The sequence below is a fragment of the Pseudomonas sp. MYb327 genome, from assembly GCF_040438925.1.
Taxonomy (GTDB): Bacteria; Pseudomonadota; Gammaproteobacteria; order Pseudomonadales; family Pseudomonadaceae; genus Aquipseudomonas.
In genome coordinates, this window is the sequence record NZ_CP159258.1 from 1,215,166 (window position 1) to 1,230,212 (window position 15,047).

Consider the following 15,047-nt stretch of genomic DNA (forward strand, 5'->3'; position numbering starts at 1 on the left):
TTGGCGAGTCCGCCGACAGCCTGAAAACAATAAGAAGCTGAGGAACTGAAATGAGCGTCTTGTTCGAGCCGGTCACCCTGGGCGAGCTGCAATTGGCCAACCGCATTGTCATGGCGCCCATGACCCGCAGCCGTGCTCTCGTCGATGCCATACCCGGCAGCGATATGGTCGAGTACTACCGTCAGCGGGCGGGCGCCGGATTGATCGTCGCCGAAGGCACTGCACCGTCGGCCAGCGGCCTGGGCTACTGCCGCACGCCTGCGATCTACAGCGCAGAACAAATGGCGGGCTGGCAGCGGGTCACCGAAGCGGTGCATGCCGAGGGCGGGCGCATTGTCCTGCAGTTGATGCATGTCGGCCGCGCCGCCAGCCAGCACAACAAACCGTCGGGCGCGGCAACGGTGGCACCTTCGCCGTTGCGCGCTCGCACACAAGTATTCAGCGACAGCCATGGGCTGGTGGACACCGATGAACCACAAGCGCTGACCTTGCGAGGTATCAGCGAGGCCATCGAAGACTATCGCCGGGCCGCATTGAATGCGCGCCAGGCGGGTTTCGACGGTGTCGAGCTGCATTGCACCAGCGGTTATCTGCCGATGCAGTTCATGGCCTCGGGCAGCAACCAGCGCAGCGATGCCTACGGTGGCGATGTGGCCGGACGCGTACGGTTTGCCAAGGAAGTGATCGAGGCCATGGCCAGTGCGATCGGTGCGGGTCGAGTGGGTTTTCGCCAGTGCCCCGGTAACCCCTACAACGATATCGAAGACCACGATCCGTCGGCCACGGCCGCAGCGTTGTGTGAGGCCGTGGCGCCGTTGTCACTCGCTTACCTGCACATTATGCGCTCGCCGCTGGAAGGTCTCGATGCCTTCGCCCTGGCACGCCGGCACAGCCCTCATGCATTGATTCTCAACGATGGTTTCGACGGCCCTACGGCCAGCGCCGCACTCGCGTCGGGCGAGGGGGCTGCCGTGTCGTTTGGTCGTCACTTTATTGCCAACCCGGACCTGGTGGAGCGCCTCAAGCGTGGCCTGCCACTGAATCGCTTCGATCGCAAGACGCTCTATACGCCCGGTCCGGCCGGTTACTCGGATTACCCCGCCTATCAAACCAGTGCCCAGGAGGTGGCGCAATGAACCTTAACGACTTGCCCAACGTCCTGCCCACCCAGCCGGTCCCTCGAGAGCAGACTCAGGCAATACTTGATTTACGCTCGGCCGCCGTCGGCAAGATCAAGCCGCGTGATCTCTACACCATGGCCGACCGCCTGGAGCATCAGGCGCGTGAGCAAGGCGAGCGGCCGTTCCTGATCTACGGCGAGCAGACCCTGAGTTACGCCGAGGTCGATGCCCGGGCCAATCAGATGGCCCACACGTTTTACGCCAATGGTTTGCGTGCAGGCGATGTCTGCGCCCTGGCCATGGAAAACCGCCCCGAGTTCTTCTGTACGTGGTTTGGCCTGGCCAAACTTGGGGTGGTGGTGGCGTTCATCAACACGCAAGTCAGCGGTCGACCGTTGCTTCACGCGTTGCAAACCACCGATGCCAAGGCACTGGTCATCGGCGAGGAATGCCTGGGCAACGTGCAGGCGACCGAAGGCTTCCCCGAACTGGCGTGCTGGCTGATTCGTGACGCGGAAAATCCCTGGGCCGGGCCTCTGCCCAAAGGCGTCGACGGGCATTTCGATGCGCGCCTGGAAAAAGCCCCGCGGACGCCGTTCCCCCGGGATATCCGTGCGCAGATCGAGGCTCAGGCAACCACCCTGTTGATCTTTACCTCGGGCACCACAGGCTTGCCCAAAGCTGCGCGCTACAGCCACATGCGCTGGATGTCCTCGGGTGATGCGATGGAAGTCACCCTGCCTGCCACTTGTCAGGATGTGTTCTATTGCTGCCTGCCGCTGTACCACGGTGCAGCGGCTACGTCGGTAACCTCTACCGCGCTGAAGGCCGGTGCCGCCATCGTGGTACGGCGCAAGTTCAGCGTTCGCGAGTTCTGGAACGACGTTGCACGTCACCAGATCAGCATCTTCCAGTACATCGGTGAGATCTGCCGTTACCTGCTTAACCAGCCGGTGCGCGAGGGTGAGCGTCAACACAGTTTGCGCTGCATGCTCGGCGCCGGGTTGACCGCGGATACCTGGCATCGTTGGCTCGAACGGTTCGGCCCGATCCAGGTATTCGAGGGCTGGGGAGCCACCGAAGCCAACGCCGCAATCATCAACGTCGACAACCATTTCGGTTCCTGTGGCCGCGTGCCGGACTGGAACAAAACCAACGTGCGACTGGTGCGTTACGACGTCGAAAACGACTGTCATCCACGGGACGAAAACGGTTTCTACCAAGTCTGCAAAGTGGGCGAGGTTGGCGAGGCCATGGGCTTTATCGTCGATCACCCCGAGATCGGTGGCGGGCGTTTCGAGGGTTACACCTCGGCCGAGGCGACCGAGAGCAAAATCCGCCGCAATGTGTTTCGCGAGGGCGATGCCTACTGGAGTTCCGGCGATTTGCTGCGCGAGGACGCCGACGGTTACTGCTATTTCCTCGATCGCATCGGCGATACCTATCGCTGGAAGAGCGAGAACGTGTCGACCCTGGAAGTGGCGAACGCCCTGGGCGATCTGGCGGGCCTGGAATTGATCAATATCTACGGCGTCCAGGTGCCGGGCCATGAAGGCCGCGCCGGCATGGCCGCTGTGCTGATGCAGGCAGACCGGGTGTTCGATCCAGCCGCCCTGTACGCCCTGACCGAAGCGCGCCTGCCGCGCTATGCGGCCCCCGTATTCGTGCGGGTCACCCAGTTGGCCGACCTGACCGCCAGCTTCAAGCTGCGCAAGGTCGATCTGCAGCGCCAGGGTTACTGCCCGACGCGTTGCAGTGATCCATTGTTCATCCGCGATGAGCATGCCCGCACCTACGTGCCCTACTCGGCAGAGGTTCTGGCACGTGTCGGCCTCACGCCTTTCGCGGTGACCCAGCATGACTGATCTCGACGTCAACGGTCATGAACTGCGCAGCGGCCTGCGTTATCCGTGGCCGCAGGCGCCCGATTCCGGACAGGTGCTTGAAGTGGCACCCGGCGTGTGGTGGTTGCGCATGCCGCTGCCGTTTCGCCTGGACCACATCAACCTCTATCTGCTGCGCCACACCGACGGCTGGGTCGTGGTGGACACCGGCATGAACACCGATCAGACCCGCGAAGTCTGGGACCGGGTGCTCAGTGAAGTGTGTGGCGGGTTGCCGCTGCTGGCGGTGGTCTGCACTCACTTTCACTCCGACCATGCCGGTGTGGCTGCGTGGCTTTCGCAGCGTTTCCAGTGCCCGGTGTACATGACCGCCAGCGAGTTCCAGTCGCTGCACGTCAGGTTTCCCGCCGATCAGCCACCGGGATGGGACTTTCTCGATTTCTACCGCAAGGCCGGCGTCAGCGATGAACAAAGTGCCGAGATGTTCGCGGTGATGAGCAACGCGCATTTCCTGCCGGCACCCCTGAACCATTTCCGCCGTTTGCACGAAGGCAGCCTGCTGAATATCGGTGGCCGTACCTGGCAGGTGATCATCGGTCGCGGTCACTCACCCGAGCATGCCTGTCTGTACGCCGCCGATGACGGCTTACTGATTTCCGGCGACCAGGTGCTGCCGCGCATCACCTCCACCGTCGGCGTGCATGCCACGGAGCCGTTGGCCAACCCGTTGCGCGACTGGCTCGACTCCATCGAGCACTTGCGCAGTTTGCCCGACAGCGTGCTGGTGCTGCCGGCACACGAGCGGCCGTTCTTCAATTTGCATCAGCGCCTGGATCAGCTTGAGGCCCATCACCGCGGGCATCTGGCGTTGATGCTGGCCGACTGTGACGAGCCGCGCACCGTGCTCGAACTGATGGCTTTGTTGTTTCCCAAGTTGTCGGGTCGTTTCGACGAACTGATGGCGCTGGGCGAAACGTTGGCCCATGCCAACTACCTGGTGGCCGAAGGGTCGCTGGTGCGGGAAGAGGACCGGGGGCGATATCGCTACCGGCGTGCTGTAAGGGGAGCGTGCGCGGTTACCTCGCTCAGGGTGTTTTGAGCGGGTGGCACGGCAGCTGTGTTGAACAGTCCAGGCAGCCAGGCGGTTGTCATTCAGGAGAGTCAGTGTGATCAACAAGAACAACAATAATTCTACGGTCATCGGTTCGTGCGCATTTCAGGTCAGTAGCCTGGCGGCAGCCATTGCGCTGGTGTCTACACCGGTGTGGGCTGGCGATACGATCGAGTTCGAAAACGGCGCGACCATGGATTGGTCGGTGACCACCAGCTACGGCATCGGTGTGCGCACGGGCAGTCAGAGCTCGCGCTTGCTGACGATCAACGCCGACGATGCCAACCGCAACTTCGACAGTGGCAGCCTGACCACCAACCGCGTGGGCGCGCTGGCGGAAATGATCCTGCGCAAGGACAACTACGGCGCCGTGGTGCGCGGCAGTACCTTCTACGACGACGTCTACCACCGCAAGAACGATAACGACTCGCCCGCCACCGTGAACAAAGACGGCAGCAACGACGAGTTCACCAGCGACACCCGCTACTACAGCGGTGGTCGCAGCAAACTGCTCGACGCCTATGTGTTCAGCGGCTGGCGCTTTGACAACGACACGATGCTTGACGTCAAGGCCGGGCGGCATATCGAATCCTGGGGCGAGAGTCTGTTTTACCCGGGTGTGAACGGCGTACAAAACCCGTCCGACGCGGTAAAAGCGTCCCAGCCGGGTGTCGAGGTCAAGGAAATACTTTTGCCGGTGGGCCAGTTCTCCGGTTCATTCCGATTGAACCCCCAGCTGACCTTCGGTGCCTACGTGCAATACGAATGGAAGGGCACTGAACTGCCGCCGGTGGGCAGCTACCTGTCGGGTAGCGACGTGGTGGGGCCAGGTCGCGAGTTCATCTACGCCAACGGCCAGAAGATTCCCTACCGCGGCACTGACGAACCGCGTGATGGAGGCCAGTGGGGGGTGCAGATGCGCTACCGCCCGGTGCCGGCCCTGGAGTTGTCGCTGTTCCACGTCAACTACCACGACAAGAACCCGGCCACCGCGCTGGTCGGCTACGACCCGCTGCCAGTGGGCGGTGGACGCAACGCCTTCGTCAGCAATGGCTACGAGATCAAGTACTTCGAAGACATCAAGCTGACCGGTATCAGTGCCTCGACCAAAATCGGCGACACCCAGGTCGGCGCCGAATGGTCGTACCGCGACGGTGCGCCGGTGATGGTCAATACCGGCCTCGGCGCTGTGCCGGCCAAGGGCAAGGGCCAGCAAATGCAGTTGTCGGCGATCCGTATCCTGGGGGATCGTCCCTGGGCCAGCCAGACCAGCCTGACTGCCGAAATCATCCGCGTGCAGGTCGACAGCGTCGAATCCACTTCGGCGGCGCCCAACCTGCAAGGTGTAAACCTGCTGCCTACCCTGGCACCTCTAGTGGCCTCTTCCGATGACTATACCTACAGCACCGCCGCGGGATACCGAACCAAGTCTTCCAGCGCCTACACCGTGGGCGCATCGTTCAGTTATCCGGGAGTTTTCCAAGGCTGGGATCTGGAAGTCCCCTTTAGCTTCTCCAACGTCTTCAGCGGATCCACGCCCATGGCCGGAAGCATCTCCGGCGTCGCCGGTGACCGACGCCTGAGCGCGGGCACGACCTTCAAGTACCTAGGCAATCTGGAACTGGGGTTGAAATACATCGCCTACCTGGGTGAAGCCGACGCGATCGATCGTCCGTTCGCCGACCGCGACTACGCCACATTCTCGATGAAATACACCTTCTGATCGACCACTCAAGATCCGGGTCGCCTTGCTGCGCCCGGGCCTGACCACAACCTGGAACTGGCCGCAGCGTAACGCTTCGGCATGGAGGCACTATGGGACTCAAAGGGCATGCGGCCATTGTTGGCACCGCACAGTACAAACCGGAGAAGTATTCGACCGCGCCCAAGATGTTTCACCTTGAGCAAGTCGCCGACCTGGCGGCCCAGGCCCTGCGCGATGCAGGGCTCAAGGCCTCGGACCTCGACGGGCTGGTGATCAACGGCCCGCATTTTCATGAAGCCTCGGTGTTCGTACCGGCGATGGCCGCCGAATACCTGGGCCTGCGCCTGAACTTCGCCGAAGTGGTGGACCTGGGTGGCTGCACCTCGGTCGGCATGGTCTGGCGCGCCGCCGCGGCGATCGAACTGGGCCTGTGCCAGGCCGTTCTGTGCGTTATCCCCGCGCGCATGGCGCCATTGGGGCCTGGCGAAGACGCCGGCTGGATGGCCCGCTCCATGCGTTTCGGTGGACACAGTACGGCATTTGGCGCGCCCGAGGCCGAGTTCGACCTGCCTTACGGGCACATGGGCCAGAACACCGGCTACGCGATGATTGCCCAGCGTTATGCCGCGCAGTACGACTACGACCAGCGGGCGATGGCCAAGATCGCCGTCGACCAGCGCACCAACGCCCTGGCCAATCCGCAAGCGATGTTCTATGGCCAACCGTTGACCATCGAACAGGTGCTGGCGAGCAAAATGGTTGCCGACCCGCTGCACGTTCTGGAAATCGTCATGCCGGTGGCCGGTGGCGCGGCGATGATCATTACCAACAAGCAAGTCGCGGCGCGGGCTCGCAAACGTCCGTCCTTCATTACCGGGTTTGGCGAACACCTGGCATTCAAGTCGCCGTCCTACGCCGAGGACATGCTGCGCACGCCGATTGGTCCGGCCTCCGAGCGAGCGTTTGCCATGGCGGGGCTCAAGCCTAAGGACGTCGATGCCGCGCAAATCTACGACTGCTACACCATCACCACCTTGCTGACCCTGGAGGATGCCGGTTTCTGCGGCAAGGGCGAGGGCATGGCGTTCGTGCGCGAACACGACCTGACCTGGCGTGGCGACTTCCCGATGAACACCCATGGCGGGCAACTGAGTTTCGGCCAGTCGGCCTCGGCCGGTGGCATGAGCCAGGTGATCGAGGCGGTGACGCAGATCGCCGGCACCGCCGGTGAACGCCAATTGGGCCGCTGCGACAGCGTCTATGTCTCCGGTACCGGCGGCGTGATGAGTGAGCAGGGCGCATTGATTCTTCAGGGAGCATAAGCACATGTCCAACAACAAACCGATGCCGGTCGCGACGCAAATCTCCGCGCCGTTCTGGGAAGGCCTGAAGGCTCGCCGCCTGTTGATCCAGCAATGCAATGCCTGCGCGCACTGGAACTTCTACCCGCGCCGGCATTGCCCGGTGTGCCTGGAACATGACTTGGCCTGGCGCGAAGTCGACGGCGCCGCGACGCTCTACAGCTACACCGTGACGCGCATTGCAACCTTGCCTGACTTCATCGACGAGATGCCGCAGAAACTGGCGGTGGTCCAGTTGGCTGAAGGGGTGCGCATCAACACCAACCTGGTCGGCCTCGAGGAAAACGAAATCGAGATCGGCATGCCCTTGCAGCCGGTGTTCGCCGAAGTCGACGCCAAGGGCAACCGCCTGCTGCGTTTCACCGGGGTGGACAAGAATGCGGCGGTGCTTGAGCCGTTGCCCGCGCAGGACAGTGAACCGGCACCTGTGGCGTCGGATCAACCGCCCGCGCGGCAGATCGACCTCAACGATGGTCCGGCCTTGCAGGCGCTGGTGAGTGAGCAGTACAGCGACTGGAGCAACGTGGTGGTGGTCGACCAGGCCCTGATCGACGACTTTGCCCGGTTGTCGGGTGACGATTACTGGATCCATACCGATCCGGAGAGAGCGCGCCTGCAAAGTCCGTTCGGCGGCACCATTGCCCATGGCGCACTGGTGCAAGTGTTGCAGTCGCGGATGAAACTGGCGCTGGGCTTCGAAATCAGCGGTTTCACCACCCAGATCAACTACGGCTCCGATCGCCTGCGCTTCCCGGCGCCGGTACCGGCCGGCTCGCGCATCCATTCGCGGGCCCGGGTGAAAAAAGTCGAAATCCTCGCCCGTGGTACTCAGTTGACCCTTGAACTCAACATTCATGTGGTGGGCCAGGATCGGCCATCGGTGATCAACGACCTGGTGATCCTGTACATGGCTTGATCCCCGCCGAAGATCCTCTTTAGGAGCCGGCTTGCTGGCGATGGCGTCAGGTCAGACAACCCATTCGTCGACCGAATGGACGCCATCGCTGGCAAGCCAGCGCCTACAAGATGCGATGGCAATCAGTTCGGTTTGCACATAAATCCCACCATTCCCGCCCCACGTCATTCACGCCATTACATAAGCCATTTGGACGATGTGTCCCCCATCCCTTGCGCCGACTATTCCCACCAGAGGCAACGCCCATCTCGATTGCCTCGCATGCCTGGTGCGTGACAAAAACAAGAGGATCGGCCCTATGACTTGCCCTATCCACGCCAACCCCGAACAGGAGCGTTGCTCATGCGCTCGGTGATCGGCTACGCGGTTTGCCTGGTGGTCGCCTTGACCATTGGCTACACCTTTTCCCCCAAATCCCCACCGCAGGCCGAACTGTTGGCCATGCGCCCGGACCGGGTGCAGATCAACGGCCTGTTCAATCTTGGCGCGCGGGTGGTCGCTGTGGGCGAGCGTGGCAGCATCCTGCTCAGCGATGACCAGGGCGTCAGCTGGCAGCCAGCCCATGTCGCCACGCAACGCAATGCCACCCTCACAGCCGTGGTGGCGCTGGACAACAAGCGCTTGCTGGCCGTCGGGCACGACGGCTGGATCCTGCGTTCCGAGGACGCTGGCAACAGCTGGCAGGAAATACGTTACGACAGCGATCTGGGCGAACCGCTGCTGGGCATCTGGACCGGTGGTGGCGACAGCGTCATCGCGTTCGGCAGCTTCGGCAAGTTCTATCAATCTCAGGATGGCGGGCAAACCTGGGCCCCGCAGTCCCTGGAGATCGACAACGCGCACCTCAACAGCATGGCCGGTGGCAACGATGGACGGCGCATGCTGGTGGGCGAGCAAGGGCTGGTGTTGCGGACCACCGACAGTGGCCAGCACTGGCAGACGCTGCCGGCGTTCTACAGCGGCTCGCTGTTCGGCATCGTGCGCCTGAGCGCGAAGGACTGGGTGACCTACGGCATGCGCGGGCATGTGTTCGTCAGTCATGACTTCGGCGACAGCTGGACCCAGATCAAAGTCGGCAACCAACTGCCGCTGTACGGCCATGTGCTGCTGCCCGATCACTCCGGGCTGGTGATCGTCGGTGCCGGTAGTTCGGTGGTGCGTCTGGATGCACAGGGCGCGCTGGTCGGCGTCGGCCGCCTGGCCGGGCTTGGCACGTTGACCTCGGCGACCGTCGTTGGCTCACGCCTGCTGGTCGGTGGCGAGCGCGGGGTATTGCAAGGTTCTGGTGGCAGCGTCGCTGCCTTAATGACCACACAGGCCATCCAGTGAATGAGAGGCGGGCAATGAATCAAAGTAAACACTGGGTGACGCGCTGCGTCGAAACGTGCGCGGACCATCTGATGGCCTGGCGCAAGGGACTGCTGGCGCTGTTTATTCTGGTGACGCTGGGCCTGGGCTACAGCGCCACCCACACGCAGCTGGATCCGGGTTTCAACAAGCAGATCCCGGTGCGTCACGAATACATGATCAACTTTCTCAAATTCAGTCGTTACTTCACCGGCGCCAACCGCTTCCTGGTCAGCGTGCGCTGGAAAGGCGAGGGCGACATCTATAACGCCGAGTACCTGGAGACCCTGCGCAAAGTTACCGACGACGTGTTCTTCATCTCCGGGGTCAGTCGTCCCAGCGTGACGTCGCTGTTCACCGCCAACGTGCGCTACATCGAAATCACCGAGGAGGGTTTCTTTGGCGACGTGGTGGTGCCGCCGCGCTTCAGCGGAACCACCGAGGACCTTGCGCAAGTGCGCAGCAACACGGCGGCCTCCGGGCAGGTCGGTCGTCTGGTGGCCAATGACCTGAAGTCGGCCATGGTCCGTGCAGATCTGCAGGATACCGACCCCAAGACCGGTCAGCCGGTGTCGTATGTCGAGATCGCCAAGCGTCTGGAAGAGATCCGCGGCAAGTACAACAGCCCCAATATCGAAATCAACATTGTCGGATTCGCCAAACTGGTGGGCGATGTGGTTGAAGGGTTGAACACCGTGATCGGTTTCTTTGTGGTGGCCTTCGTCATCACCGGGCTGCTGCTGTGGCTGTATTCCCGTTCCCTGCGCCTGACAGTGGTGGCACTGGTGGTCGCGTTGCTGCCGGTGGTCTGGTTGTTGGGCCTGTTGCCGCTGCTGGGTCTGGGTATCGATCCGATGTCGATCCTCGTGCCGTTCCTGATTTTCTCTATCGGCGTGTCCCATGCAGTGCAGATGACCAACGCCTGGAAGCAGGACGTGCTGGCCGGTAGCAATTCGAAGGAAGCGGCGCGTTCGGCGTTCTGCAAGATCTTCATCCCCGGTTCCCTGGCCTTGCTGATGAATGCCCTGGGGTTTGCGGTGATCATGCTGATCGACATTCCCATCGTTCACGAACTGGGAGTGACGGCCTGCATCGGCGTGATGTTGATGATCATCACCAACAAACTGATGTTGCCGGTGATCATTTCCTACCTGCGCCTGGAGCCTGCGCTATTGCGTCGGGCGCAATCGCGGCCGACGGGCAAGCACCGCCTGTGGTGGCGCCTGTCGGCGCTGGCCGAACCGGGGCCAGCCCTCGGTGTGTTTGTTGTCAGTCTGTTGCTGCTGGCGGGCGGGGCCTACAAGGCGCGTGACCTGGCGGTGGGCGATATCGGCGCCGGCGCGCCGGAGCTGCGGACCGATTCGCGCTACAACCAGGACAACAGCAAGATCATCGGCAGCTATTCCATCGGGCTCGATGTGATGTCGGTGTTCGTCCAGGTCAAGGGTGTCGAAGAAGGTTGCCTGTCGCCTGCGGTGATGCGTGCGGTGGAAGCCTTCGATTTCCGCATGCGTACGGTCACCGGCGTGCAGTCGATCCAGAGCGTGGCGGACATGGGCAAGCGGGTGATTGCCGGCAATAACGAAGGCAACCCGCGTTGGGCAGCGATTCCGGGATCGCCCCGTGGCTTGAGTCAGGGCGCGCGGGCCTATGTTCCGGATGACGGCCTGGTCACGGACGGCTGCCAGCAGATGCAGATTCTGGTGTTCCTGGCTGACCACGAAGGCAGCACCGTCAGCCATGCGATCGCCGAAGCCCGGCGAATCATCGCTGAAGTCAGCTCGCCGCAAGTCGAGTTCCTCCTGGCTGGCGGCAACGTCGGGGTGATGGCGGCCTCCAACGAGGCGGTCAAGCGCGCCGAAGTGATCATGCTCGGGGCACTATTCGGATCGGTGGCATTGTTTTGCTGGCTGACATTCTTGTCGATCCGCGCGGTGCTGTGCATTCTGGTGCCGCTGGCGATTGTCGCGATCCTCTGCAACGCACTGATGACCATGCTCGGGATCGGCCTGAAGGTTGCGACCTTGCCGGTGATGGCGCTGGGGGTGGGCGTGGGCGTCGATTACGGGATTTATTTGTACGAGCGTATTCAGCACGAAATGCTGCGCGGCACCAACCTGCGCGAGGCGTTCTATCAGGCCATGTGCCAACGCGGTACGGCGGCAGTATTCACCGCCGTGACCATGTCCATTGGCGTCTGCACCTGGGCTTTCGCACCGTTGAAGTTCCAGGCCGACATGGGTGTGCTGCTGTCGTTTATGTTTCTGGTCAACGTGCTGGGGGCGATTTTCCTCCTGCCGGCGCTGGCGGCCTGGTTCAATCGCGGGCGGCCACTGGTCACCGGACGTGTACGCACGCCGGCACCGGCTCAAGGGCAGTTCCGCTTGAAAAACAGCCCTGCTGCACGTGATACCGGGAGCGAAAAATAAACCTGCCGGGCCTATTGTGGAGCCCGCGGGCGCTAGGGAAACTGGCAGGCAAGTATCAGTCGAAAAGGGGGGAGCCCTGGGTTCCCCCAGCCGAAATTATAAAAATAACAAGGGAAGGGCACAGTCCTTACCCGAGCGAGATAAGACTATGCAAAACGGTGACTTGACCCATGAAGCCCTGGCCAGCCTTGGCCTCGACCTCACGCGCTACAACCAGTTGGTGGGCGAAATCTACGAAGGCGCCCTCGATCCGAAATTGATGGCTACTGCCCTCAGAAGCTTTCTCAAACTCTACGACGCCAACTTCGTCACCTTGATTCTGCGCGTGCCGGATCAACCCGATACGGGCGTGATGATTATCGTCGGCGACATCGAGGGTGCCGGTGATGTCTGCTACATGACCTACCCGCAGACCAATTCGCCGTTCTCCAATCAGCCACTGGACAGTGTATTTACGGTCGATGACATCATGAGCTCCACGGAGTGGGAACACAGCGCCTACTTCAAGGCGTTCTGCGGCCCCAATGATGTGTATCACGTGATGTGCGCGGACATTTCCACACCGGACGGCGGCAAGCTGCGCTTTCGCGTCACCCGCCCCAAGCGGACCGCCAATTTCTCTGCCCACGACCGGGCGGTGTGCACCAGTTTCCTGCCACACCTGCGGCGTGCCTCGCAGTTGCATAACCTGCTGGACCGTAGCGAATCGCTGAGTGAGTTGTACTCCCAGGCCATCAGCCGGTTGTCGGTGGCAACGCTGGTGCTCGACGAAAGCGGCAGCGTGTTGCAGATCAATCCGGTGGCCCAGGAAATCCTCGCCCGTTCCGATGGCCTGAAGCTGGTGGGCGGGCGCCTGGAAGCGACGTATCCCAGTGACAACCGTGAACTGCAGCGCCTGATTCGTGGTGCGTTCTGCCCGGATGCGCCTAAAAGCGCCGAGGCCATGTCGGTGACGCGGCCCTCGGGGCTGGTCAACCTCGGGGTGGTGGTCGAATCGATTCCGTCCCTGGACTGGGCGGAGGAGAAGGGCCAGCCGGCGGCACTGGTTTACATCCGCGATGCGTCGAGCAAATCCCTGGCCAGTGAAGTGGTGACCAAGCAGCTGTTCAACCTGACCAAGGCCGAAACCGCCCTGGCGATGGAACTGGCCAACGGCTTGTCCCTCGAGGAAGCTGCCGAGGTCTTGAATATCCGCCGCAACACCGCGCGGGCGCACTTGCGTTCGATCTTCTCCAAGACCGGCGTGCGGCGCCAGACCGAGTTGGTGCGCATCATGCTCAACAGCGTGGTGGCCTTGGGCAAGCCGCAGCTGGCATTGAAATTGACCGAGAAAATCAAGGTGCCGCCATTGCAACTGGCCGTGCCGATCTATCGCCAGGCCTGATCCTGCAAAACCGCCGCCGGGCCATCCGCTGCCCGGCGTCGTGGCCATTGACGCCGCGTATTTTTAGTCCGCACGGACGATGCCGTCCCGTGATCGCCCTGTCGATACTGGGCGGACCAATCACGGAGAACCACCATGCCAATTACAGCCATCACCGGCAGTGCCTCGGGAATCGGGGCCGCCGTATCCGCCGCCATGCGCGCTGCCGGGCATCAGGTTATCGGTATCGATCGCAGCAACGCCGAAGTGATCGCCGACCTGTCCACCCCTCAGGGGCGTGACACCGCCATCGGCCAAGTGCTTGAACTCAGCGGTGGAGTCCTCGACGGCCTGATCTGCTGCGCCGGGGCCGGTGTCACCGCGCCCAACTGCGGCCTGATCCTAGCGGTCAATTACTTCGGTGTCAGTCAGTTGCTCGATGGCCTGCAGGACGCGTTGGCCAAGGGTCAACAACCGGCGGCGCTGGTGATCGGCTCTGTGGCGGCGACTCATTCGGGGCCCGAGGGCCAGTCGTTGATCGAAGCAATGATCGCCGGCGATGAGGTCCGGGCACTGGAATTGGCCAACAGACTCGGCCAGCCGCACGTCGCCTATGCCGCTTCCAAATACGCCATCAGCCAGCACGTCCGCAGCTTGGCCGTGGGCTGGGGCAAGCAAGGTATGCGGGTCAATGTGGTGGCGCCGGGCGCGGTGGAAACTCCGTTGCACCAGGCATCGCTGGAGGATGCGCGTTTTGGCCAGGCGACCCGCGATTTCGTCGCGCCGCTGGGCCGCGCCGGGCGCCCTGATGAGATCGCCGCAATGGTCGCTTTCTTGCAATCGCCACAAGCGTCGTTTATCCATGGCACCGTGGTGTTCGTCGATGGCGGAATGGACGCCATGGTCCGCACGTCGCGCTTCTAAAAAAGGAATCGGCATGAACAAAGTGGCATTCATCACCGGCGCCAGCCGGGGTATCGGTCGCGAGGCGGCGCTGGCGTTCGCCCGCGCCGGTTTCGACCTGGCGATCAGCGCCCGTACGCTCAACGAAGGTGAGCAACACGAGCACGCCCTGCGCGACGCCAACGGAGCGCCGCTGGCCGGCAGCCTCAACGGCACTGCGCAGGCGTTACGCGAACTGGGTTGCCGGGTGCTCGTGGTGCCGATGGACCTGCTCGACAGCGACTCGGCCCTGACCGCCTGCCAGGCAGTGTTGGCCGAGTACGGACGCATCGACGTGCTGATCAACAACGCGATCTATCAAGGCAGCGACCTCAACGCCGGGTTCATGGACCTGCAAGCGCAGACCCTGGAGCGGATGTTCCAGGGCTACATCCTGACCCCGTTCCTGTTGACCCGTGCAGTGGCTGAACACATGGTGACGCGCGGCGGCGGGGTGGTGATCAACGTCACTTCCGGCGCTGGCGAAAGCGATCCACCGGTGGCGGCAGGCAAGGGCGGTTGGGGGTATGCCTACGGCGCGGGCAAGGCGGCGGTGTCGCGACTGTCCGGGGTGCTGACCACGGAATTGGGCGAGGCGGGCGTGCGCGCTTACACGCTCAATCCGGGCGTCGTCACCACTGAAGCGCTCAAGGCCACCATCGGCGACAAAGGCCTGATCGCCCTGCGCGCCGGCAGTGCGCCACCCCATGTACCGGCAGCCGTGATGCTGTGGCTGGCCACCGCCGAACAGGCGCCTGCTTTTCAACGCCGGACCATTGCTGCACAACCGTTTGCGTTGGAGCACGGCATCGTCGCCGATTGGCGTTAAAACCTATCCACCGACCCCATTAGGAGCGAGCTTGCTCGCGATTGCGGTAGGCCAGTCGTCAACAATGTTGACTGGACTA

General features: G+C 62.5%; 11 protein-coding genes. All 11 read left to right on the forward strand.

The annotated features are described in order from the left end of the window. Positions 1 to 50 precede the first annotated feature (50 nt). The 11 genes from ABVN21_RS05440 (at position 51) to ABVN21_RS05490 (ending at position 14,968) form a co-directional block, all read left to right on the forward strand. Positions 51 to 1,136, forward strand: a complete 1,086-nt coding sequence (locus tag ABVN21_RS05440) for an alkene reductase (protein ID WP_339552988.1) — start codon at positions 51 to 53, stop codon at positions 1,134 to 1,136. Continuing rightward, positions 1,133 to 2,986: a long-chain-acyl-CoA synthetase gene (locus ABVN21_RS05445; protein ID WP_339552989.1), complete on the forward strand. Its 1,854-nt coding sequence runs from the start codon at positions 1,133 to 1,135 to the stop codon at positions 2,984 to 2,986. The genes ABVN21_RS05440 and ABVN21_RS05445 overlap by 4 nt, the downstream gene beginning before the upstream one ends. Continuing rightward, a complete protein-coding gene (locus ABVN21_RS05450; protein ID WP_339552990.1) occupies positions 2,979 to 4,064 on the forward strand; it encodes an MBL fold metallo-hydrolase in 1,086 nt (361 codons plus the stop codon). Before ABVN21_RS05445 ends, ABVN21_RS05450 begins: the two co-directional genes overlap by 8 nt. A 67-nt stretch (positions 4,065 to 4,131) precedes the next feature. After that, on the forward strand, positions 4,132 to 5,799 hold the full coding sequence (locus tag ABVN21_RS05455) for a DUF1302 family protein (RefSeq protein WP_339552991.1): 1,668 nt from the start codon (positions 4,132 to 4,134) through the stop codon (positions 5,797 to 5,799). 92 nt (positions 5,800 to 5,891) lie between these two features. Next, positions 5,892 to 7,103: a thiolase family protein gene (locus ABVN21_RS05460; protein WP_339552992.1), complete on the forward strand. Its 1,212-nt coding sequence runs from the start codon at positions 5,892 to 5,894 to the stop codon at positions 7,101 to 7,103. A 4-nt stretch (positions 7,104 to 7,107) separates the two neighbouring features. Continuing rightward, a complete protein-coding gene (locus tag ABVN21_RS05465) occupies positions 7,108 to 8,058 on the forward strand; it encodes an OB-fold domain-containing protein (RefSeq protein ID WP_339552993.1) in 951 nt (316 codons plus the stop codon). A 342-nt stretch (positions 8,059 to 8,400) separates the two neighbouring features. Continuing rightward, complete coding sequence (locus ABVN21_RS05470) at positions 8,401 to 9,387, forward strand: YCF48-related protein (RefSeq protein WP_339552994.1); 987 nt, start codon at positions 8,401 to 8,403, stop codon at positions 9,385 to 9,387. Positions 9,388 to 9,401: 14 nt separating this feature from the next. Beyond that, positions 9,402 to 11,834, forward strand: a complete 2,433-nt coding sequence (locus tag ABVN21_RS05475) for an efflux RND transporter permease subunit (RefSeq protein WP_339552995.1) — start codon at positions 9,402 to 9,404, stop codon at positions 11,832 to 11,834. Between the two features lie 148 nt (positions 11,835 to 11,982). Then, complete coding sequence (locus ABVN21_RS05480) at positions 11,983 to 13,218, forward strand: helix-turn-helix transcriptional regulator (protein WP_339552996.1); 1,236 nt, start codon at positions 11,983 to 11,985, stop codon at positions 13,216 to 13,218. 135 nt (positions 13,219 to 13,353) lie between these two features. Beyond that, the gene (locus tag ABVN21_RS05485; RefSeq protein WP_339552997.1) at positions 13,354 to 14,121 is read left to right on the forward strand and encodes an SDR family oxidoreductase; all 768 of its coding nucleotides are present in this window, start codon (positions 13,354 to 13,356) and stop codon (positions 14,119 to 14,121) included. Positions 14,122 to 14,134: 13 nt separating this feature from the next. Then, the gene (locus tag ABVN21_RS05490) at positions 14,135 to 14,968 is read left to right on the forward strand and encodes an SDR family oxidoreductase (RefSeq protein WP_339552998.1); all 834 of its coding nucleotides are present in this window, start codon (positions 14,135 to 14,137) and stop codon (positions 14,966 to 14,968) included. Positions 14,969 to 15,047 lie beyond the last annotated feature (79 nt).